General features: G+C 66.4%; 19 protein-coding genes. 14 read left to right on the top strand and 5 right to left on the bottom strand.

Going from position 1 to position 21,800, the window contains the following annotated elements:
* Window positions 1–589: hypothetical protein (locus tag QNJ30_23010; protein MDJ0946332.1), on the bottom strand; the 589-nt coding region annotated here is incomplete at its 3' end.
* A gap of 714 nt (window positions 590–1,303) precedes the next feature.
* On the opposite strand from QNJ30_23010, the gene QNJ30_23015 reads away from it, so the two are divergent.
* Both QNJ30_23015 and QNJ30_23020 read left to right on the top strand, forming a co-directional pair.
* The gene (locus tag QNJ30_23015; GenBank protein MDJ0946333.1) at window positions 1,304–2,734 is read left to right on the top strand and encodes an RES domain-containing protein; all 1,431 of its coding nucleotides are present in this window, start codon (window positions 1,304–1,306) and stop codon (window positions 2,732–2,734) included.
* 75 nt (window positions 2,735–2,809) lie between these two features.
* Window positions 2,810–3,427 (top strand): hypothetical protein, encoded by a 618-nt coding sequence (locus QNJ30_23020; protein MDJ0946334.1) that lies wholly within the window; start codon window positions 2,810–2,812, stop codon window positions 3,425–3,427.
* Window positions 3,428–3,530: 103 nt separating this feature from the next.
* Here the strand turns inward: QNJ30_23020 and QNJ30_23025 are convergent, their stop codons facing one another.
* The 3 genes from QNJ30_23025 to QNJ30_23035 form a co-directional block, all read right to left on the bottom strand.
* Window positions 3,531–4,994, bottom strand: coding sequence for a UvrD-helicase domain-containing protein (locus QNJ30_23025; protein ID MDJ0946335.1), 1,464 nt, complete (start codon window positions 4,992–4,994; stop codon window positions 3,531–3,533).
* A complete protein-coding gene (locus QNJ30_23030) occupies window positions 4,987–6,726 on the bottom strand; it encodes an ATP-binding protein (protein MDJ0946336.1) in 1,740 nt (579 codons plus the stop codon). Before QNJ30_23030 ends, QNJ30_23025 begins: the two co-directional genes overlap by 8 nt.
* 200 nt (window positions 6,727–6,926) lie before the next feature.
* Complete coding sequence (locus QNJ30_23035; GenBank protein MDJ0946337.1) at window positions 6,927–8,141, bottom strand: aromatic ring-hydroxylating dioxygenase subunit alpha; 1,215 nt, start codon at window positions 8,139–8,141, stop codon at window positions 6,927–6,929.
* Between the two features lie 182 nt (window positions 8,142–8,323).
* Here QNJ30_23035 and msrA point away from each other — a divergent pair, with 182 nt between their 5' ends.
* The 3 genes from msrA to QNJ30_23050 all read left to right on the top strand — a co-directional run bounded on the left by msrA (window position 8,324) and on the right by QNJ30_23050 (window position 11,406).
* Window positions 8,324–8,797 carry a peptide-methionine (S)-S-oxide reductase MsrA gene (gene msrA / locus QNJ30_23040; protein MDJ0946338.1) on the top strand — a complete coding sequence of 158 codons (474 nt, stop codon included), beginning with the start codon at window positions 8,324–8,326 and terminating at the stop codon, window positions 8,795–8,797.
* Between the two features lie 217 nt (window positions 8,798–9,014).
* Window positions 9,015–9,905 carry a LysR substrate-binding domain-containing protein gene (locus QNJ30_23045; GenBank protein ID MDJ0946339.1) on the top strand — a complete coding sequence of 297 codons (891 nt, stop codon included), beginning with the start codon at window positions 9,015–9,017 and terminating at the stop codon, window positions 9,903–9,905.
* A gap of 712 nt (window positions 9,906–10,617) precedes the next feature.
* Window positions 10,618–11,406: a hypothetical protein gene (locus QNJ30_23050; protein ID MDJ0946340.1), complete on the top strand. Its 789-nt coding sequence runs from the start codon at window positions 10,618–10,620 to the stop codon at window positions 11,404–11,406.
* 52 nt (window positions 11,407–11,458) lie between these two features.
* Here QNJ30_23050 and QNJ30_23055 read toward each other — a convergent pair whose 3' ends face one another.
* Entirely contained in the window at window positions 11,459–13,024 is a 1,566-nt protein-coding gene (locus QNJ30_23055) for a trimethylamine methyltransferase family protein (protein MDJ0946341.1), read from the bottom strand.
* A 267-nt stretch (window positions 13,025–13,291) separates the two neighbouring features.
* Here QNJ30_23055 and QNJ30_23060 point away from each other — a divergent pair, with 267 nt between their 5' ends.
* From QNJ30_23060 to QNJ30_23100, 9 genes are all read left to right on the top strand, one after another.
* The gene (locus QNJ30_23060) at window positions 13,292–13,708 is read left to right on the top strand and encodes a hypothetical protein (GenBank protein MDJ0946342.1); all 417 of its coding nucleotides are present in this window, start codon (window positions 13,292–13,294) and stop codon (window positions 13,706–13,708) included.
* Between the two features lie 81 nt (window positions 13,709–13,789).
* The gene (locus tag QNJ30_23065) at window positions 13,790–14,779 is read left to right on the top strand and encodes a zinc-dependent alcohol dehydrogenase family protein (protein ID MDJ0946343.1); all 990 of its coding nucleotides are present in this window, start codon (window positions 13,790–13,792) and stop codon (window positions 14,777–14,779) included.
* Between the two features lie 124 nt (window positions 14,780–14,903).
* Window positions 14,904–15,272 (top strand): group 1 truncated hemoglobin, encoded by a 369-nt coding sequence (locus QNJ30_23070; GenBank protein MDJ0946344.1) that lies wholly within the window; start codon window positions 14,904–14,906, stop codon window positions 15,270–15,272.
* A gap of 140 nt (window positions 15,273–15,412) precedes the next feature.
* On the top strand, window positions 15,413–15,943 hold the full coding sequence (locus tag QNJ30_23075; protein ID MDJ0946345.1) for a hemerythrin domain-containing protein: 531 nt from the start codon (window positions 15,413–15,415) through the stop codon (window positions 15,941–15,943).
* Between the two features lie 392 nt (window positions 15,944–16,335).
* Window positions 16,336–16,542 (top strand): hypothetical protein, encoded by a 207-nt coding sequence (locus tag QNJ30_23080; protein MDJ0946346.1) that lies wholly within the window; start codon window positions 16,336–16,338, stop codon window positions 16,540–16,542.
* A 110-nt stretch (window positions 16,543–16,652) separates the two neighbouring features.
* Window positions 16,653–16,883, top strand: coding sequence for a hypothetical protein (locus QNJ30_23085; protein MDJ0946347.1), 231 nt, complete (start codon window positions 16,653–16,655; stop codon window positions 16,881–16,883).
* A gap of 22 nt (window positions 16,884–16,905) precedes the next feature.
* Complete coding sequence (locus tag QNJ30_23090) at window positions 16,906–17,883, top strand: hypothetical protein (GenBank protein ID MDJ0946348.1); 978 nt, start codon at window positions 16,906–16,908, stop codon at window positions 17,881–17,883.
* Window positions 17,884–17,911: 28 nt separating this feature from the next.
* Window positions 17,912–19,300 carry a tetratricopeptide repeat protein gene (locus tag QNJ30_23095; GenBank protein ID MDJ0946349.1) on the top strand — a complete coding sequence of 463 codons (1,389 nt, stop codon included), beginning with the start codon at window positions 17,912–17,914 and terminating at the stop codon, window positions 19,298–19,300.
* A gap of 168 nt (window positions 19,301–19,468) precedes the next feature.
* Window positions 19,469–21,553: a 4Fe-4S binding protein gene (locus QNJ30_23100; protein ID MDJ0946350.1), complete on the top strand. Its 2,085-nt coding sequence runs from the start codon at window positions 19,469–19,471 to the stop codon at window positions 21,551–21,553.
* Window positions 21,554–21,800: the final 247 nt, after the last annotated feature.

Here is a 21,800-nt window from a genome sequence, read left to right on the forward strand (position 1 = left end):
GGCCGGGGGCCGGGAGCGAGTTGATGAGCAAGTTGGTCGCCCGCACCGCCTCGACCTGCGGGCCGCCGTCGTCGACCAGTCGGGCGCCCAGTCGGCGCAGGGTGGTTGTCGCCGACGCCACGTCCGCCTCCGTTTGCGGCCGAAGGTCGCCCGGCTCCGGCGCGGGCAGCAGCGACACCCGATCGCCGACCAGGACCGACACTCTGACGGCATCCAGCCGGGCGACCCGGGCCGCATCCAGGGTCGCGTAGACGCTGGTGACGGTGCGCGCCGCCCTCAGCGTCAGCAGGTCGCCGGCGGGCAGATGACGCGTCGTCCCGTCCGCGCGCTCGACGATCAAGGTCAGATCGCTTGGGTCGATCGCGTGGTAGACGGCGCCGGCCGCCGGAATGGGCCGCGACTGCTGCAGGCAGAAGCTGGTGAGCTCCGCCCGACATTTGCCGTCCGCGCAGGTCATCGGCGTGGCCTCGCCCTTCGAGGCGACGAGGGCGAGGATCTGCGGGGCCGCGACGGCTCTGTGACCGACCCCGGCGAAGGCCGTCGCGAGCACGGCCAGCACCAGCGATTGGAGAAGACGAGAGGAAGACATGGCGTTACCTCCGGTCCAGGATTGAAAACGAGTCAACGACAATCACCCAACCCGGCCGATACAGGCTACGCCAGGATCGGCAAAATCACCAGCCGCCCCGCCCGCGTCCCTCCCCGAGACCCACGCCACGCCCCTCCGATCGCCGCCGGCCCGCGCGGGAAACCCGTTTTCGCCCTCCGCGTTCCTCTTCGGGACAGCGGCGAAGGAGAGCTTGGCGGGCTGTTCGATGGTGGCCGACCGACTTGCCGATGGACCGCTTCGGGTCAGAGTTCGGTCCTGGCGGTCCTCACCCATCCGCCGCGGCTATCGCGGGCAGAGCAGACCTCGAGACCAAGAAGCCGGACATCGCAACCAGAAGGTCCGAAGTTCAAGGCTAAGCGGACATGTAACGGACGCGACCGAGACGGCAAGGTCTAGCCAAATTGGGGCTTAGGTGCACTCCAGGACATCGACTCTGGACAGCTCGCCACCTTATAGGATTAGCGCCAAGGTGGTTGACGATGGTCACCATGTGGCAATTCAGCTCGTGGAGGTCGCGGTATCCTGTGCAGCTTGGCGGATCAGAAATCCGCCTAGCGGAGTTGAGCTTGGACTGACCACGCGAATGTGGTCAGAGGCAGCAGTACAGGTCAGGCAAATCTAAGGACAGTTGAAAATAAGCTCTGGTAGTCCCAATTCGCTTCTCCAAAGTACTAATTTAGGGAATTGACGGCTATGGCGGACGCAGAAGACCCCATGATCTGCTATAAATGCACAGACGACAGCTTTCTGAAAGAGCGTGTGCGTGAGGAAGGGAAGAGACGAACTTGCTCATACTGCAAGAAGAGGCGCAAGAGCGTCCGGCTGCATCGGCTTGCCGAAAAAGTTCATGATGCACTGAACGCACACTTCGACCTGACGCCAAGCGAGCCGGAAGGGCTTGAATATACATGGGCCAAAGAGTTTGGCTGGGAGCGCAAGGGCGAGGACGTGGATCAGCTCATAGCGAGTATGGCCGGGCTTGATGATGAGCCAGCCAACGATATCCAGGAATACCTTTCGGGCAAGTATTACGAACCCTTCGACGTCGATCTGGATGACCCTTACGGGAGTGACGCACGCTACGAAGAGAAGAAGCCGGATGAATATAATTTCCGGGAAACATGGGACTTCTTTCGCGGCGAGATTCGCGCCCGGTCACGATTCTTTAGCAATCATGCGCGCAATGCTTTAGATGAAATCTTCGGCGGCATGGAGACGCTACAGACCTTCGATCGAAAGCCCGCCATTTGCCAGATAGGCCCGGATGATAAGGACCGCTATATCTACCGCGGGAGAAAAGCGCTATCGGGGCCGGAAATGCTGGAAATGCAGAAGGACCCGGTAAAGGGGCTCGGCCCCCCGCCATCACGCAATGCCACGGCAGGACGAATGAACGCGTCCGGTATATCTGTCTTTTACGGTGCTATGGATGAAGAGACGTGTATTGCCGAACTCCGCGCCCCGGTCGGAAGCCTTGTGGCGATAGCCCGGTTTGAATTTATTCGCCCGGTTCGGCTACTGGACTTCGATGTGCTGACCAGCGTGTATGTGAAGGGCAGCTACTTCGACCCTGCCTATGGCTTGCACTTGGGACGTGCAGCCTTCCTAGGAAGCCTTGTCCACGAAATCAGCCAGCCTGTCATGCCACGGGACGAAGAATTTGAGTACCTCCCGACTCAAGCTGTATCGGAATACCTGGCGTCCTGCGTCGAGCCGCCACTTGACGGCATCATATTCCGCTCCTCTCAAACGGCTGGAGAGGGCCGTAACATCGTTCTTTTTAACCACGCCAGCAAAGTGGTCGAGTATGATCTTCCGAAAGGCACTAAGATTCGGTACGGGTACCGAGGTGATGAGGACGATGACAGCATTGTGATAATCGAGGAAACCCCGCCTGCAAAACTGGATAATTCGAAGCGCCGCTCGGGCTTCGATCCATTCGAGTTCATAGGCGCATCTGATTGGAGCGGGAATGTAAATGAGGAGGACTACCCAAATTACTACAACCCCAGTTTGCGGCTGGATGTTAAGAGCATCAGGGTCTTCACCATCAAGAGCGTTCAATACAAGAAACAGGAGCACTTCGTAGACCGGCATCGTGTCACGAAAGGCGAATCAAAATAAAACTCTTGTCGTCGAGAAGATTCGCCAAAAGATGGCGCAATAAGATCAAAAAGATAATAGCGAGAATTAGGGCCAATGATACCGCAGGATTTCAGTTGGCAATTGCCTGCGCGTTGCGCAAGGCTTATCGAGGAACTGGAGCACGGCCTCCCGGAGATGGACGGCGGCCACCTTCGCACCACGTTCCTGCTGAGCATGGCGATGCCGCTGCTGACAATCCCCCACCAGGTACTGATTGGAAACAATCGTCTTGTCATGCGCGACGTAAACCGCCTCAGGCGCGATATAGCGCCTGTTATGCAGGCACCATTTGGAGAAGCACCATTCCGGGCCAATGACACCTGGTACTATCTTCCTCTTGCCGACAGACCGGATCACCCCTTTGCAATCACGCCCAATGATCGCGGATTGCGTGATGCCGGGTACGGGGAAGCGGCGGAAGCGCTTCCTACAAGTACTGTGTTCGATGGGCTTCGTCATGCGCTAGCGCACGCAGGCGTGATCTACCTGGACGAAGAGGGATACTACCGTCCTGCCAACCAGGCCAGGATGCTGGCCTTCATCTCGGAGGACAGGAACCCCAACCCGTACATGGTGCTGGGCATCATGGAGGAAGATTTCTCGCGCTTTCTGCGAGGCTGGGCCGCATGGCTTGGCGAGCTGGGCGTCAATGATATTGCGCTGGGAGCATAGGCAGCATCTGTGATGGATGTGCGAGGGGAAACTCCGAAGAGGTTTGTCGCAGCGACGATGCTGGGGACCAAGTAATTTGGCAAAAGGTGGTCCGGTTCGCCAGCTATGATGCGGGTATGATCTGCTGCGAACTGGAAAGGATGGTCAGTGATTTAACCGGGCGGGTAAGAGCAACATAGAGGTTTTTCCGGCAAAGCCGGTTCGCATCAATGATGACGGCGTGATCGAACTCAAGACCCTTCACAAGTAATGTGCTGCCGATGCTCTTCCTGCCCAGCCTGCGGCCCGAATGGCGAATGCGATTCTGAATTTGCCACACGGCATCTGCCAGAGTATCGCTTTGATCCGTTGCCATGAGCCGCACGGCGGCGCACAAGGCAAAAAACATTTCCCGGCGATATAGCCGCGTATCGGGCCTCCGGCGTAGCGCTTCAAGCAGGGCGAGAACCGGCTTGTATGACTCTGACCGGACGATTTGCAGGCAAGAGGGAAGCAGATCAGCAAACGGCTTCGCGCCAAGGCCGCCGCCTTTCACATGAGACTGTACGGCCTTCCGAAGACCGGCCTTGTTTATTCCCGTCATGCAATCTGCGGCACCTTCTGTGACGGCTTCAAATCGCTTGTAACCTTGGGTCTTCGCGATCCGCTTCGCGATAGCAAAAAGGTCCGGGCATCCGACCGGCTCTATGGTCGAAAAACCAAACTTGGAAAGCTGCTGGGCCAGTTTTGACCTGCTGGTGGGATTGGCCTCATCTCCAATGATAACCAGCTTCTCGTTGTCAGATACCTGTACCGACTTGCAAGCACTAAGTCCGGCTTTAAAGCGCTGTATCCTTTCCTGCTGGGTTTTTTCATCTGCCGGAAGGTATCTCCAGCTCACACAGCTGGGGCTATTTGACAAATCCACGGGCTGACCGTTTTCCAGCCGCACCCGGCTTGTTTGCAGCCATTCGGCAAGTGCGTCGTTCCCCTGCGCCTTCCACCGCCAGGGATTCGTGAGCTGGCCTGCATGGGGAAAGACCGGGAATACGTCTTTGTCCCAATCGACAGGCGTCTGCCCCTTGAAATCAAAGATGGCCTGCAACGGGTCGCCGAATATGCAGGTGGGCAGGTGGCCTGCCACAGAGCGTATGATTTGATGCTGCGGCCTGGTGCAATCCTGGTATTCGTCTACCAGCACACGGTCATAGGACGCGCCAAAAACATCTGATACCGCACCGCTTTCAATGAGCCGGGCGGCGCATTCGTAGACGGTGTTCCACTCCTTGTCATTCGGTTGCAGGGTTGTAAGTCCCGAGCGCCGGGGAAATGAGGCGGCAAAGCGCAGCGACAATGAAGCGATAGTATCAATGCGGAACCTGTCATCGGGAATGCCGTGTTTCTTAAGGCGTGCCCGCAGGGCGTCGACTCCGGCATGGGTATGGGTCAGTATAAGGCGGCGGCCACCGGGAATGCCGGTGGCACGGGCTATCTGCTCGGTCTTGCCACAGCCTGCGGCTGCAATGATGGTGCCGCGACGGACTGTGGCGGCGGTCTCGGCGATCTGGTCGTCATCACCGCTACTCATCAACCCATTGCCGGACTTCACTGATACACGCGACAAGCGGCGTCTGCGCGATTGCAGGCAGTACCGGAGCGATGATTGCGGCGACTTCCTCGCCGTGATCAATCCGCTTGAACCAGCTCTTGTCTTTCGTCTTTGCAGCTTTGCCGAACGCGGTTCGGTGCTGAACGTCATCGAGCGACTGAGGCAAAGCAAGGTCGTCGAGTTCTTGTAGCCCTTGCCTACCAAGAATGATGTTGATCGTGTGGAGCACACTTTGCTCGGCGCTGACCGACGTGGCGTATCGAATGAGGTCAATCACTGTTTGCCAGGGCACATCCCGAAAGATGCGCTCTTCAGTGGAACAGTTACCGTCCCACTGGATAACGACGCCACCCTTCGCCTTCACACGTGCCAGGATGTCGGGGTTCGGCTCTTCGTCTGAGTCGAGCAGAAGCGCCACGCAATAGCCAAGATCAAGAAGGCTTTCAGCAATCTGCGGCCCGCTGTCCTTACCACCGCCATTGATCGGAACGACACCCTGGAACGCAAAGGACGGCATTTTGCTGTCGGTCCAGAATGCATCAAGGCCGCGCACAAGACCGGCTTCAGTCTTACCCTCCCCCACCAGTATCCGCCTTGCCAGAAAGGCTTCAGGTGAAGTGCGAAGATGCCGTTGAGCAGTATCGGCGTCGGGAATGGCGGCGGCAACTGATTTTACGGTGGTTTTTCCCGCACGCGCCTGCACCACCTGGATATCAGACGCTGATAGCTCACAAACTACGACAGGGGAATGGGTGGTCGTGAAAATCTGTGGCTTCCGCGCTTTGCCTTCTGTTTCGCGTGCGGACTTCAAGAACTTAAGCAAACGGGCAATACGGTGCGGCTCAAGGCCGTGCTCAACTTCGTCAATGAGCGCGATGTGGGAACCGCTGGCAGCCTCGTGTTGAAGGGCCGAAACCAGCAAACGGGATGATCCTGTGCCGAGGCGGCGCAACGGCAGCTCGCCATCATGAAGGGCAATGCCGCCCGTGTTGATGCTGACACTCTGGATATCAAGCTCGGCCCGGTACTTGTCCGCGACCGGCACGGAGAAGGCTTTTCCCAGCTCTTGAACCTTTGCGGCGGTATCGGTGAACACGTCCTGGTCCGGGGACTTGAACGCCTGCCGGGCCGCGCGGCTGGCTTCGGCTAGCCGCAGATTCACGTTCTCGCCGGATTCCTCGATCTGGCTCAATACGGACTGGCGGCCCCAGCTTAGATGCCGCTCGGCAAACGGCCCCAGCCGCGAAGTGGCAAGCTGCCTCATATCCTTGTAGCGGATTACGGGCGGGTCGGATGCACTTTGTGCGATTCGCTTGTTGTATAATCCCCATCTGGCTTCCAGGGACTTGTCGATAACAACCCTGATTGACAGCACGCTTTCAAGACCGTCGCCCGGTTCATCATCAAGGGCTTTTTCGGCGGCGTTCCAGCCACGCAAATGTAGGCCATACTTGGTTTCGGTGAGAAAGTCAGCAGGCAGGTCGCCAATTGTAACAGTTATGCAGATTCGATTTTCAACATTGAGATGATAGAAATCTGAATCGTCCGCAAAAAGGTAACTGCGGGGATTAAGGGCCAGCTCTATGGCATCAAGGATTGTTGTCTTGGTGGAATCTCCTGGCCCGACCAGGCAGTTCATACCGTCCCGCACGGGCCAGGTCATAGAGTCTATACCGCGAAAGTTCTCTATCTCCACTAACCGAATGCGCATGGCAGGTAGTCTTAGCGTAGTACGCCATAGTTGCAACAACTATCGCTGCGCACGTATCTGGATTGGTTCCAAGTGACATCTGGTATTGAGCCGGCGAAGATAGGTTTACCGCTCGTAGTCATCATCGCGGCTGCGCGCCCGGGCTGGCCTTGTCCGAGCGCAGCGGCACCGACACTAAACACCTTACCGGCCCGCCTTCCCTACTCGGCCGCGAGCGCCGACGGCGCCGCCGCCATCAGCCGCCGGGCGACCCAGCGGTGGAAGCAGTGGGTGGGACCGTCCATGGCCGGGGAGAAGACGCCGCCCGCATAGGCCGGCGAGGCGCGGCCGCGCTGCATGCGCTCGACGACCTCCTGGTCCTCGGCGAAGACCTCGCGCCAGCCGCGGTGGTTCTCGGCGCGCAGGCCGGCGTAGGCAGGCCCGGCCGGCGCGTCGCCGAAGTAGTAGATCTCGAAGTGCTCGCGGCAGCGGTCCGGCGCCGCCGGGTCGATGCGCACGGCGTAGAAGTGGTCGCGGTGCAGGCCCAGCAGGACGTTGGGGAAGAGCGCGACGTACTCCGCCCCCTCCTGCCATGCCGGCGGCAGGTCCGGGGCCGCCGGGAAGGCCAGGCGGCCGTCGCCGAGGCGCTGCCGATAGGCGGTGCTGCCCTGGCCGGCGAAGCCGGGTTCGGCGATGTCGTAGTGGTCCTCGATCCGCGAATAGCTGTTCAGCCCCGGGTGCACCCAGGGCAGGTGATAGGCCTCGCAGTAGTTCTCGACCGCCAGCTTCCAGTTGCAGGCGAGCTCGAAGAAGATCGAGGAGTCCAAGCCGCCGTGGCGCAGCGGCAGGCCCTCGAAGGCCGACCAGCGCGCCGCCAGGGGTGCGATGTGTTCGGCGAAGTCCGGCGCCGTGCCCGAGAGGTCGGCGAAGACGACGTCGAACCAGACCGCGCTGCGCACCGGCTTGAGGCCGTGGCGGGCGCGCTCGAAGCCCGGGCAGTCGTTGCGCCCCGGCCCGCCGATCATCGGCGTCTTCACCAGGCGGCCGTCGAGGCCGTAGGTCCAGGAGTGGTAGGGGCAGCGCAGGTGATGCTTGACCCGGCAAGCTTCGGCGACCAGCTCCAGGCCGCGGTGGCTGCAAACGTTGTGGAAGACCCGGATCTCGCCGGCCTGGTCGCGCAGCAGGATCAGCGGCAGGCCCATGAGGTCGAGCGGACGGACGTCGCCCGGCGCCGGCACGTCCTTGCCGAAGCCGATGCAGGCCCAGGTCGCGGCGAAGAGCCGCTCGCGCTCCAGGCGCCAGGCCGCCTCGGAGGTGTAGAGCCAGTTGGGCAGGCCGCGCGCGTCCTCGATCGGCCGGTCGACGGCGGCCAGGTCGGCCAGCGCGTCGCCGGCCTCCGCCGCCGGCGCGCTCGGATTCCGCAGTCCTTCGGTCATGGCCGCCTCCCCGGCTGTCCCGCCTCCCGCCATCACAGCGCCCCCGGCGGGAGCCGTCTCTCCGAAGAGCGACCCGCGCGATGTCGCGGACCCGCCCTTGACGCGCGCGGCACAAGCGACTGGACGCGGGCGCCGGGCCGACCCACATGATCCTAGAGCCAAGCCAAAGGGAGGTTTGAAACATGGCAGTCGCGACCTTTGCGGCAGGATGCTTCTGGGGCGTGGAAGCGGCCTATCGGCGGATCGATGGCGTGACCTCGACCGCGGTCGGATACACGGGCGGACACACCGCGTCGCCCAGCTACAAGGAGGTCTGCAGCGACACCACCGGCCACGCCGAGGCCGTGCAGATCGAGTACGACCCGGCGCGGGTGAGCTACGACCAGCTGCTGGACGTCTTCTGGAACATCCACGACCCGACCCAGCTGAACCGTCAGGGGCCCGACTTCGGGTCGCAGTATCGCTCGGCGATCTTCGTCCACGACGACCAGCAGGAGGCCGCGGCCCGCGCGAGCAAGGCGAAGCTGGCGGCGGAGGAGCGCTTCAACGCCCCGGTCGTCACCGAGATCGTCGCCGCCCAGACCTTCCACCTGGCCGAGGACTACCACCAGCAGTACTTCGAGAAGCAGGGCTTCCGCCGCGGCGGCCACTTCTAGGCCGTCCATAGCGCGGGCGCTCGAGCCTGCCGGAAAGCGGCGCCTGCGACATCCGGATGCCGTTACCACGGCGCCCGGGGGTGGCCGCCCTGCGCCCGCGTCGCGGCCCCGGGCCGAGCTTCAATGGATTGAATTTAAATAAAAATTTAGGCGATCCTGCTAGCCTTTGTTAGCCCTTCGAGGGTAGATTACGGCCTCCTCGGGACAGCAGAGAACCATGGGCAAGCTCGATCCGACCCTGCTCCGGACCTTCGTCGAGGTCGCGCGCCGTGGCGGCGAAGCGGCGGCCGCCGAGGGCATGAGCCTCTCCGCGTCCGACGTCAACCGCCGGCTCAAGGCCCTGGAGCTGCACCTGGGCTACCCGCTCTTCGAGCGCCGCGGCGCGGACCTGACCATGACCCCCAAGGCGCGGCTGCTTTTCGACCACCTGGATGCCGGCTTCACCGCCGCGGACAAGGCCGAGCTGCGCCAGCGCGAGGCGGCCGGCCAGCAGCGCCTGATCGTCTCGGCGCTGCGCACCTTCGCCAAGGGCTGGCTGACGCCGCGGCTCGCGGCCTTCGCCCAGGCCCATCCCGAGGTCGCGCTGCGGGTCGACGCCGACTTCCGGCTGATCGACTTCGACAGCGAGCGGGTCGACCTGGCGATCCGCCACGGCTTCGGCGACTACCCCGGGCTGGAGAGCGTCCGGCTCTTCGCGCCGGAGATGCTGATCGTCGGCAGCCCCGACCTGCTGAGCGTCGGGCCCTCGATCGACGAGCCCGCCGACAGCATCGCCTATCACCTGCTCCAGGCCGAGGGCTGCCCCTACTGGCCGATGTGGCTGCGGGCCAACGGGATCAGCAACCCGGAGACCCTGCGCCTGGCCGGCAGCGGCCCCAGCTTCGCCCGCAACCGGGACCTGCTGGCGGCGGCCGCCAAGGGCTCCGGCCTGGCCCTGGTCGAGGCCGACCTGGCCCGGCCCGAGATCGAGGCCGGCCGCCTGGCGACCGCGGCCAAGACGCTCTGGCCGAAGGCCTTCGCCTACTACCTCGTCGGCAAGCCCGCGACCTTCAAGGTCCGGGCGGCGGCCGCCTTCCGCGACTGGATCGTCAAGGAAGCCCGGCGCTGACCCGCGCCGGGCCGCGAACAGGAACTATAGTGCAGCCCCCGACGGCCGGGCGGAACCATAGTGCAGCTTCGCGCCGCGGCGCCGCCGGGTTCCGTGAAGGTTGCAAAGGCCAGGACGGCCCGGCCTAAGCCTTTCGGGATATGATTGTCGGTCGGGCGAGGCCGCCGGGCGGGCCAAGGCCGACGACTGCGCGCGGCCAAAAATTTCTTTCTCGAAAACAATTGCTTAAGCGAAGTTATCCCCGCTTCCGGCCGCCTCCCCGCCGGCCGTTTACAGCCCGTTAACGTTACCTGGGCAGTCTTGAGCCACAACCATCGCGGGGCCCTTCCCGCGGCGCCTCGACAGCCGGGACGGCAGGAAGATCTCCCCGGCTCAAGCCCGCAGACGCCGTTGCGGGCGGCTTCGAGCGGAGCGCCGCCGCAGCATCGCCCCCGACGCAGGCACTTCACCGACGCCCCGACTCGGGGGCGCCCGCGGCCTCACGACCGAACAGGCCAGACAGAGCAAGTTGCGAAGCGCGCGGCTGTTGCGCCGGCGCAACGGCGCAGCCGGAACTTCGCCAACCGGGAGAGATTCTTTGCGAATGAATCACAACACAAGGTCTAGTCTGTCGGTGGACGATCCCTCGGTGCACGGGGCAGGGACGGAACGGGGATCGATCTCCATGGCGGCAGTTTTCCTTCGTCCTCGGCGCTCGGAGAACTGCAAAACAATGAGAAGATCGAAGCGGGTTGGCCTCTCCTCCTTTTCACGTTTTCTGACGGCGCGCGGGCCGTCGCGGGCCGCCTCGGCCTGCACCCTCCTCGCCCTTTCGGCCTGCACCGGGGTCTCGGCGGTCGAGGATTACGAGCTGCAGCGGACCTGGGACAACGCCATGGTCCTGATCAAGGACGAGACCCTCGGCGTGGTCGCGGGCCGCATGAACAACCGCGGCATGCGCTGGGCGCTCGGCAAGCTCGAGGCCGAGGACGAGCGGCCGGTCCTGATCTACCTGCACGGCTGCGACGGCCTCTACTGGAACAGCGGCCCCAGCGCCTTCCGCGAGCTGGCCGAGCGGGGCTACGTCGTGATCGCCCCGGACAGCTTCGCCCGCGACTACCGGCCCGAGCAGTGCGGCGCCCAGAACCGCTGGACCGCGGCCGCGCGCTTCGGCGAGATCCGCCACGCCCGCACGCAGCTGACGCAGCTGCCCTGGGTCGACCAGGACAACGTCTTCCTGGCCGGCGGCAGCGAGGGCGGCTACTACGCCGGCGCCTACAGCGGCACGGGCTTCCGCGGCCGAATCGTCATGAGCGCGCCCTGCTGGTTCGGGATCGGCGACATGCCGAACACCCTGGCGGTCTGGTCCAAGCGCGACCCCTGGATGCGCGGCTACCACTGCGCCCAGGCCAACCGCAAGGTGGTGCTCGACAGCGAGGAACACAACGTCCTGATGTTCGAGGAGACCGCCGAGGCGATCCGGTCCTTCCTCGAGGACTACACCACCGCCGATTCCTCCTGAAGACCCCCGCCCCGGCACCGCGGCCCGGCCCCGGTGGGCGGTCGGGCCGCCTTCACTTTGCCGTCATGGCCTCCCGCGGCAGCTTGATGTCGAAGGCCTCGCGCAGCCTGGCGTCGGCCGCGGCGTCGATATGCCCGGGATAGTGGCGGGCCAGGATCTCCCGGGTCTTGGCCCGCGCCCGCTCGACCACGTCGCTGGAGCCCGCCTCGGCCCACTCCTTGGGGCTGCTGCGGTCGCCGACCTCCGGGTAGACGTACTCGGCCTGCATCAGTCCCAGGGTCTGCTCGTGGCCGAGGAAGTGGCCCGGGCCCTGGGTGCAGACCTGGCGCATGGTCTCGACCGAGAGGCTGTCGGCGGTCACCTCTATGCCCCGGATGGTGCGCAGGATCGAGCCGATCATGTCGTTGTCGATTACCAGGCTCTCGAAGCAGAAGCCGAGCAGGCTGGCGTGCATGCCGGCGGCCTCGTAGATCAGGTTGGCCCCGGAGAGCCCGAGCAGGGCCTCGGTGTAGCCCTTCTCGTAGCCCGACTGGGCGTCCGGCAGCTTGGAATCGGTCATGCCCGCGGGGACCCCGGTCGGCAGGTCGTAGAACTGGCCCATCTGGGCGCAGGCCGCGGAGAGCAGGGCCTGCTCGCCGCTGCCGCCGCTCATGGCCCCGGTCCGCAGGTCCGAGACGAAGGGCCAGGGCCCGAAGATCGCCGGCGCGCCCGGGCGGATGGCGTTGACGTAGACCAGGCCGCCGAGGACCTCGGCGACCTCCTGGACCACCGCCCCGGCCAGGGCCGCCGGCGAGGTCGCGCCGGCCTGCCCGGCGGCCAGCAGCAGCACCGGCATGCCGCCGCGCACCGCCGCCTCCAGGCAGCGGCAGGCGTCCTCGGCGAAGGTCATGGGCGGCACCACGAAGCAGCAGGACATGGAGACGAAGGGCCGGGCGCGCCAGGCCGCCTCGCCGCCGGCGAGGGCGTGCAGCAGGGCCAGGGCCTCCTCGACGTGGGCCGGCTCGACGAAGCTGGTGCCGACGTGCTTTCGCGTCCCCGCGACGCAGGCGTAGCAGGTGTTGAGGTCGAGGTCGCGCGGCGCGACCATGTCGCGGGCGACCACCGGGCGCTGGAAGAAGTGGACGTGCTCCAGCGCGTCGGCCAGGCGGGCCGTGTCGTAGAGATCCCGGAGGGTCGATTCGCGATAGGCGCCGGTCTCAGGATCGACGACGTGGACCGCCGCGCCCGCCGTGCCGAAGTGGACCCGGGTGCCGCTGAGCTCCATGTCGAGCGCCGGGTCGGCGGCGTGCAGCACGATGTTGCGCGCCGCCTTGGCCAGGGTGTCCTCGACCAGGGCGCGCGGGATCACCAGACGGCCCTCGTCGGTCAGCCGCGCCCCGGCCGCGGTCATCAGCTCGACGCAGCTGGGAATCGCGTCGGCGAAGCCGATCTGCTCCAGCACGTCGAGGGCGGCGCCGTGGATGCGCTGCACCTCGGCCTCGGTCAGGGGATGGTAGCGGCCACCGGGCAGGCCCGGCCGGACCGGCCGGGCGGCCTCGGGTATCGGGGCCGCGCGCAGCTCCCGCCGCGCGGCCCGGCCGCCGCGGCGGCGGCGTGAAGAGACCTCGGCTTCGCCCATCGCCACCTCCGGAGCGGAAGATATGCCTCGCCGCGCCCCGGAGTTGCGCACGACTCGGCCGGCTTCGTCAATTCTCAGAAGCGGCAATACTTTGTTGTTTGCGCCTTCGTAGTTAACGAGTGAAGTCTTGCACACGGTTGTATTAAAAACTCAAGGCCACTACTATGTCGGGAACCCCTGGTCAAAAAAGGGAAGGTATTCATGATTGAGAACAGGGCAGGATTGTCCACTCCAGGGTCAAAGGCAGCGTCGGCGCCGCTGCCCTCGATGACGGGCCACATCTTTTTCTGGACCAGCCAGATTTTCGTCGCGAGCTATCTGGCCGAGAGCCTGGCCCGGGACCTGGGCAGCCTGATGGCGGCGGTCGCGGTCTTCGGGCTTTGCATCGGCATCACCAGCCTCGCGGTCCTCGCCAACTGGGTGCAGCTGCAGCACCGGGAACGGCCGGCGGACGACCGGGTCCGGGTCTCCGGTTTCAGGCTTTCGGCGATCGCTGGGCTGCTGGTGTTACCCAGCCTGATGGTCGCGGGCTGCGGGCTGGCCCTGTTCTTCGGCGTCCACTACATGATCTTCGAGGGCTTCGAGCGGGTCGAGACCGACTTCCTCCTGGTCTCGGTCCCGGCCACCCTGCTGCTCAGCGCCGCAGCCACGATCATGTGGCTCCAGGACCACGACCTGGATTGACGTGCATCATCCCGGGTCTGGCCGCTGCCGGGCTAGGGTTGTTCCGAACCCGAACCTAGGGAGCGGCGCATGACCCGGCGGATGACGGCCATGGTCCTGGAAAGTGCCAGGACGCCCTTGGTCCGCCGGGAGCTGACCCTGGCGGACCCGGGGCCGGGCGAGGTGCTGGTCGAGGTCGCGGCTTGCGGGGTCTGCCGCACCGACCTCCACGTGGTCGACGGCGAGCTCACCGAGCCGGCCCTGCCGCTGGTCCCGGGGCACGAGGTGGTCGGCCGCATCGCGGCGCTGGGCCGCGGGGTCGAGCGCTTCGAGGCCGGCCAGCGGGTCGGCGTCCCCTGGCTCGGCTGGACCTGCGGGGCCTGCGACTACTGCCGGGGCGGCCGGGAGAACCTCTGCCCCGAGGCCCGCTTCACCGGCTACACCCTGAACGGCGGCTACGGCGGCTACCTCCTGGCCGATGCGCGCTACTGCTTCCCGATCCACGGCGACTACGGCGACGCCGAGGCGGCGCCCCTGCTCTGCGCCGGCCTGATCGGCTACCGCTCCCTGGTCATGGCCGGCGAGGCCCGGCGCCTGGGGCTCTACGGCTTCGGCGCGGCCGCCCACATCGTCGCCCAGGTCGCCCGCCACCAGGGCCGCGAGGTCTATGCCTTCGTGCGGCCCGGCGACGCGGCCGCCAAGGCCTTCGCCCGGGAGCTGGGCGCGGTCTGGGCCGGCGACTCCGGCGAGGCCGCGCCCGATGAGCTTGACGCCGCGATCCTATACGCCCCGGTCGGCGCCCTGGTGCCGGCGGCCCTGAAAGCGGTCCGGCCCGGCGGCACGGTGGTCTGCGCCGGCATCCACATGAGCGACATCCCGAGCTTCCCCTACGAGCTCTTGTGGCGCGAGCGGAAGGTGGTCTCGGTCGCCAACCTGACCCGCCGGGACGGCGAGGACTTCCTCGCCCTGGCCCCGAAGGTGCCGGTCCGGACCACGGTCCAGCGCTTCCCCCTCGCCGAGGCCAACGAGGCCCTCGCCCGCCTGCGCGACGGCCGCTTGACCGGCGCGGCGGTCCTGGAGATCGACAGCTAGATCGAGCCCGCGCAACAGATTCGACGGGCAATTCTCACAAGGCCCTTCGTGCGGGCTGTGGCAGAGTGTCGCCATGTCGACCAACCGGGCCGCAATGGCCCGGTCATCCCAGGAGGGAGTGACGATGTCGGACTCACTCTTTGACCGTCTCGGCGGTGCGCCCGCTGTCGAGGCGGCGGTAGAGCTGTTCTACCAGAAAATTTTGGCGGACCCTCAGATCAGCCATTTCTTCGAGGGCACCAACATGGCGATCCAGCAGGCCAAGCAGAAGGCCTTCCTGACCATGGTCTTCGGCGGGCCCGCGCGCTACAGCGGCCAGGACCTGCGCCGGGCCCACGCGCCGCTGGTCGAGCGCGGCCTGACCGACAGCCACTTCGACGCGGTCGCCGGGCACCTGCAGGCGACCCTGGAAGAGCTGGGCGTGGCCCCGGACCTGACCGACGAGGTCATGTCCATCGCCGCCAGCACCCGGGACGACGTTCTCAGCCGCTGACCTCGATCCCGCAGCGGATGTCGGGCACCGCCGGCCGCCCGCGCCCTGCGAGCGCCCGCGCCTTGCGATAAGTCAATGCCGCCGCCCCGCCCAAGGGTCCATCCTGTCGGAAAGGAAAGGCCTTCAGGAGGCACTTTGCCATGTCGGAGATGATCGAGGCGCTGAAGGAAGAACACGCCAGCATGCGCGACCTGCTCGATCTGATCGAGCGCGAGGTGAGACGGCCGGATGAGCCGGACTACGGCTTGCTGCACGAGGTCATGGCCTACTGCCGGACCTATCCGGACCAGTTCCACCACCCCAAGGAGGACCTGATCTACCGGGCGATCTGCCGCCACGACCCGCGGGCGACGCCGGCGATCGACGACCTCGAGGCCGAGCACGAGGAGCTGGCCATCGCCAGCCGCGAGTTCGCCGACCTGGTCGAGCAGGGCCTGGCGACCGGGGCGCGGCCACCGGCCTTCAACGAGATCGCCCTGGCCTTCGTCGCCCAGTACCGCCAGCACATCGCCAAGGAGGACCGGGAGTTCTTCCCCAGCGCGGTCGAGATCCTGAGCCAGGAGGAATGGCGGGAGCTGAACGACCAGATCAGCCATCCCGGCGACCCGTTGTTCTACCAGACCGCGGGCGACCGCCTGCAGGCGCTGCTGTCCCGGAAATTCGACCGCTAGTGTGGTGGTTCCTAAGTTCGTCATATCTAGGATCGCTTTTGCCGTCCTCTGGGCAGAAAGCGTTGCGCGGCTCTTGTGATGCGCCAGCATCACCGCGACCCGCGCGCCTCGCCGAGAACCCCGCAAGGCCGTCCTGGATATGACGAAATTAGGAACCACCACACTAGGGCATTATCCGATCAGATGGACTCGCTTCGCGGTCCATCTGGCCGGATGTAATGCCCTATCTTCAGAGTGATAGCGCACGACTCCCGGCCAGACGCGAACGCGTCTGATCGGGAAGTGCGCTAGCCGTGAAGACGACAGTCCCGGGCTTTGCCCGGGGTTAGTCCGGTCTTTACCCCCTCCGATCGAAGCTGAACCCGGATTGTTCAACTTCGGGTTCAAGAACCATGGAAAGCGCCGACGGCGGATTGCTCCAGACCTTCATGGGTTTGGGGCAAGGCATCTTTATCTGGTGGGTCGTGGCTGGACTGGCGGGTGCGGCCTTTGCCTTCGTCAAGAAAAGGAACTTCATCGTCTGGGGCATCGGCTGCTTCCTGCTGCCGATCCTGGTCCTGGTCATCCTGGTCATCCCGAGGTCCGCCAGGGCCGGCTGACGGCGGCCCGGACGGCCGCTCCTGACGCTTGCTTAACGCTTTCCTGGCAGGATGCCGCAGCCCGGGGAGCCCCTTTCCCGGAGCGACGCCACGGGACCGGGGACGACGACATGAAGACCTGCCGCAGCTGCCACTACTGGGAAAACAAGGAGATCGAGGTCGACCGCGACGATCCCGAGATGATCGGCCGCAAGGTTGAGCTGGGCTCCTGCCGCCGCTACGCCCCGCAGCCCTATTCGGTGCAGCTTGACGCCGACGGCAACGAGCCGAAGTACGTCACCCGCTGGCCCCCGGCGGCCTCGGACGACGGCTGCGGGCAATGGGAACCGCGGACCGACTGACCCCCAGGGCCGGAACCGCCGGATGGACCTGACGTCGCCGGGCTTGCTCGAAGATCTGGAACGGACCCCGCTTCAGTTCGGTTATCCCCGGGTGGTCCGCTGGGTCCTCGTGATCGGCGGGACTCTCTCGCTCGGGTGCGCGCTCGTATCTCTGATCCCCGACTGTGTCGACTTTGCCAGCGGCACGCTTTGCCGACCGCTTCTCAACTACGCCGTGATCGCGTTCTTCCTGGTCATGGCCGTCATTTCCTTTGCCTTCGCACTGCGCGGGGGTTGGGTTCTGACCCTGGACCCCGGGGGCGTGGAGATCAGGCGTTGGAACCAAGACCCGAGCCGAGTCTCCTGGGACCAGATCGCCGATGTCCGACGCAGCTTGAGCGGCAAGGTCGTTCTTTCGACCCGGGAGGGCCGGCAGATCACGGCCTTCGATGCCAATATTGCCGCCGGCAAGGAGCTGGAAGCCTTCCTGTCCGGCGTGGCCTGGGTCGGCCGGCAGGTTCCTTTCGGCAGGCACGGGTTCGCCGAGGCCCTGCGGGCCGCGGTCCGCTCCACCACGCTCATCTTCAGGGCGCTGGCGCCCGACGAAAGCAAGCTGAGAAGCCGGGGATACGCCACCCTGATCGGCGTCTCGCTGCTGGTCGCAATGGTCGCCTTGCTCTTCGTCTTCGAGGTCGAGAGCCTTGCAACCCGGATCCTGTACAGCAGCCTGCTCCTCCTGGGCGCCTACCAGGCGCTCCATGCCTATTGGCTTGCGCGGCAAAAATACAGCAGCACCGTCGAGGTGACGCGCCACGGCGTGACCTCGCGTTCGCAGACCGGCGCGGCCACCTTTCTGTCCTGGGACGACTTGGCCGCCGCCGAGTTCGAAGAGACGGCCGCCGGCGTCGAGGTTCGAAGCGCCGATGGCAATCGGGTCCTGAAGATCGGCGAGCTGCAGTATGGCCCGATTTTCTGGCAGGCTTTCTGGCTGATGGGCGGTCCGGGGCCCCAGGATGCCTAGGTGGAGACCGTCTTCGGTCGCGCCGCTGATGGCGCTGCTGCTTATCCTGCCGGGCTTCGGCGCCCCGGCGACGGCGACACCCGACAAGCGGGTCCTGATCGAGACGCTGAGGCAGCGCGACTTCGCGGCGCTCGAGGCCCAACTTGGCGCGCTGCTGTCGGCCTACGAGGCCGGCAGTACCAGCGACGTGCCGCTCGACGTAGCCTTCAGTGCCTTCGGGAACAGTGCACCCGAGCTGGAGCCGCACCTGGACGCCTGGGTCGCGGCGCACCCTGAGTCCGGCGCGGCACGCCTCGCCCGTGGCGTCTTCCACAGCTCGGTCGGCTGGCATCTCCGGGGCGCGCGGACCGCCGCCCGAACGCGGGACGAAAGCTTGGCGCGGATGCGCGCCCGCTTCGCGCAGGCCGAGGCCGACCTGGCGGCCGCGATCGCCCGGAACCCCCGCCTGGCGCCGGCCTACGATCATCTGATCGGCATCCACATGGCGCGGAAGCGGGAAAGCGACCTCCACCGGGTCTTTCGCCAGGGCATCGCGGCCAACCCCGATTCGATCGAGATACGCTTCGCCTACTACTACAGCCTGCGGCCGCGCTGGAATCGCGGCTCGGCTGCCGTCGCCCTCTTCGAGATCTGGCTGGAGATCCAGCTGCTCGAACTCCAGGTCGAGGAGCGGCCGCAGCTCCGTCCGCTGCTGGGCTACTACCACGCCGCGCGGGGCGACCGCGCGACCTGGAACGGCGACCACGAGGCCGCCCTCGCGCACTATCGCGAGGCCGTCGAGGCCGGGGATTTCTGGCAATTCCACTATCTTCTGGGCCGGAGTCTCTACCGCTTGAAGCGCTACGACGCCGCGCTCGCCAGCTTCGATCGCGCGCTCGAGCTGCGGCCCCAGGTCGCCAACAGCCACCACCACCGCGCCAAGGCCCTGCGCAAGCTGGGCCGCCTGGAGGACGCGCTGAAAGGCTGGGACCAGGCTCTGGCGCTCGACCCGATGGACCCCGGCGTCCTGGTGCAACAGGCCTATGCCCTGCGCCAAGCCGGCCGGACCGAAGACGCCCTGGCCAACCTCGAGCGGGCCATGGTCTACGGCGACCTGGACCAGAGCGTGCGCTCGGCGCGCGGCCGCCTCTTCCTCTACGACCTGGAGGATCCGGAGCGCGCCCGGGAGGACCTGGCCTTCGCCCGGGACGCCGACCCGCGGGACAGCGCCAAGCTCTACGACTACGGCTTGGCGCTCTATCGGCTTTGGGACTGCCGCTGCCTCGAGGTCTTCGAAGCCTACCTTTCGCGCTGCCTCGAGGGGCAGCGCTGCGGCCAGTCCGAGCGGCTCTGGGTCGGGCAAGCCCTGCCGCAGATCCGCGGCTACTGCGCGGACAAGGACCAGGTCTCCGCCTTCCCGCCGGAGGACCACGGTTAGCCCGGTCTCGGACCGCGCCGCGTACGGCGCGGCGGTCGCGTTCGAGACCGCCGTCCCTTGCAAATTTGGGGTCGTTTCCGCAGGTCTCCCTCCCTAAAATGCCGCCCTCCACCGGGCCCGAAGCCCGGGGGCAAGAAGAAAAGGCGGCGCGGGGAGAAAGCTGTTCCGATGAAGATCAAGGGCAAGACCGTCCTGGTCTGCGACTGCGAGGCGACCATGCCGCTGGAGGGCGCCGGGCTGGCCAAGGCCTGCGCGGCCGCCGGGGCCGAGGGCGCGCCGGAGCTGCAGACCCAGCTCTGCCGGGCCCAGCTCGGCAACTTCCAGCAGGCGATCCTGGGCGAGGACCCGGTCCTGGTCGCCTGCACCCAGGAGGCGCCGCTCTTCGCCGAGGTCGCCGCCGAGGACAACCCCCAGGCCGAGCTCGCCTTCACCAACATCCGGGAGCGCGCCGGCTGGTCCGAGGAGGCTGAGGCCGCGGGGCCCAAGATCGCCGCGCTCCTGGCCGAGGCCGCGCTCGAGGTCGCCCCGACGCCTGGCGTGTCCTTCGAGTCGGGCGGAGTCTGCCTGGTCTACGGCCGCGACGAGCAGGCCATCGAGGCGGCCAAGCAGCTGGCCGGCCGTCTGGAGGTCACGGTCCTGCTGAGCGAGCCGGAGGAGGTCGCCGCGCCGCGGATCATGGACGTGCCGGTGTTCCGCGGCAGCATCGCCCAGGCCAAGGGTCACCTGGGCAAGTTCGGGATCACCGTCAACGGCTACGCCCCGGCCAAGGCCGCCTCGCGCCGCTACCTGGCCTTCGAGGCGCCGCGCGACAACGCCTTCTCGGAGTGCGACCTGATCCTCGACCTGACCGGCGGGACTCCGCTGTTCCAGTCCCACGGGCGGCGCGACGGCTACCTGCGGCCGGATCCGGGCAACCCGGCGGCGGTGCAGAAGGCGCTTTTCGAGATCGCCGAGCTGGTCGGCGAGTTCGAGAAGCCCCGCTACATCGACTACGACGCCGCGATCTGCGCCCACGGCCGCAGCCGCAAGACCGGCTGCACCCGCTGCCTCGACCTCTGCCCCCTTGGCGCGATCGCGCCCGACGGCGACGCGGTCGCCATCGACCCCTTCGTCTGCGCCGGCTGCGGCGCCTGCGCCAGCGTCTGTCCGACCGGGGCGGCGACCTACCAGCTGCCGCCGGTCGAGAGCCTGTTCCAGCGCCTCAAGACCCTGCTGTCTGCCTACCGGGCGGCCAGCGGCGGGAACCCCGCGCTGCTGGTCCACGACGGCCGCCACGGCGAGGAGCTGATCTCGCTGATGGCGCGCTTCGGCCGCGGCCTGCCGGCCCGGGTCCTGCCCTTCGCGGTCAACGAGGTGACCCAGCTCGGCTTCGACGCCCTGGCGGCGGCCCTGGCCTACGGCGCCGAGCAGGTCGTGCTCCTGGTCGGCCCGGACAAGGCGGGCGAGCTGACCGGCCTGGCCCAGCAGGTCGGCCTGGCGGAGACGGTGCTCGCCGGCCTCGGCTACGGCGGCGGGCGGATCCACCTGATCGACGCGCCGGACCCCGAGGCGGTCGAGGCCCGGCTCCACGGCCTGGAGACCCGTTCGGAGATGCCGGCGGGGAGCTTCCTGCCCCTGGGCGGCAAGCGGAGCCGCAGCCTGCTGGCCCTGCGCCAGCTCCACGACGAGGCGCCGACGCCGGTCGAGATCCTGCCGCTGCCCGAGGGCGCGCCCTTCGGGTCGATCGAGGTCGACACCGAGGGCTGCACGCTTTGCCTGGCCTGCGTCGGGGCCTGCCCGACCGGCGCGCTGCTGGACGACCCCGAGCGGCCCTGGCTGGGCTTCAACGAGTCGGCCTGCGTCCAGTGCGGGCTCTGCCGCAACACCTGTCCGGAGAGCGTGATTGCGCTGAAGCCGCAGATCAACTTCACCGGCGCGGCCCAGGGCGCGGTGACCCTCAACGAGGCCGAGCCCTTCAACTGCATCCGCTGCGGCAAGCCCTTCGGCGTCGCCCGCTCGATCGAGCGCATCGTCGAGCGTCTGGCCGGCCAGCACTCGATGTTCCTCGAGGGCGACCAGGTCGAGCGGATCATGATGTGCGAGGACTGCCGGGTCGTGGTCCAGTTCGACGCCCCGGACGCGCCCTTCAAGGGCGCCGAGCGGCCGCAGCCGCGGACCACCGACGACTACCTGCGCGAGCGCGAGATCGAGGAGGCCCGGGCCGAGGTGCTGGCGAAGCGGGACAAGGGCGGCCCCGGCGACGACGACGCCTGAACCCGCGGGCGGCTGACCCGGCGCGCGCCTTGTGGTAGTCTCGGGGCAAGAACGACAGGTCGCCCGCAAGACCGGACGCTGCCGACTCCAGGCCGAAGCCGAGCCGACCCGAGGGTTTCGGTGCGGCCCGCAGTGGCCCCGGGTCGAGGCAGCCCGCCGTCACGAAGAGAACCCCTGCCGCAGGATGCGGGGGGCGAGGCCGGCGACGAGGGGAGAAGCGAGCTCGGGGATCCGACGTGCCGACGAC

The sequence above is a fragment of the Kiloniellales bacterium genome, from assembly GCA_030066685.1.
In the GTDB taxonomy this organism is placed as follows: Bacteria; Pseudomonadota; Alphaproteobacteria; order Kiloniellales; family JAKSBE01; genus JAKSBE01.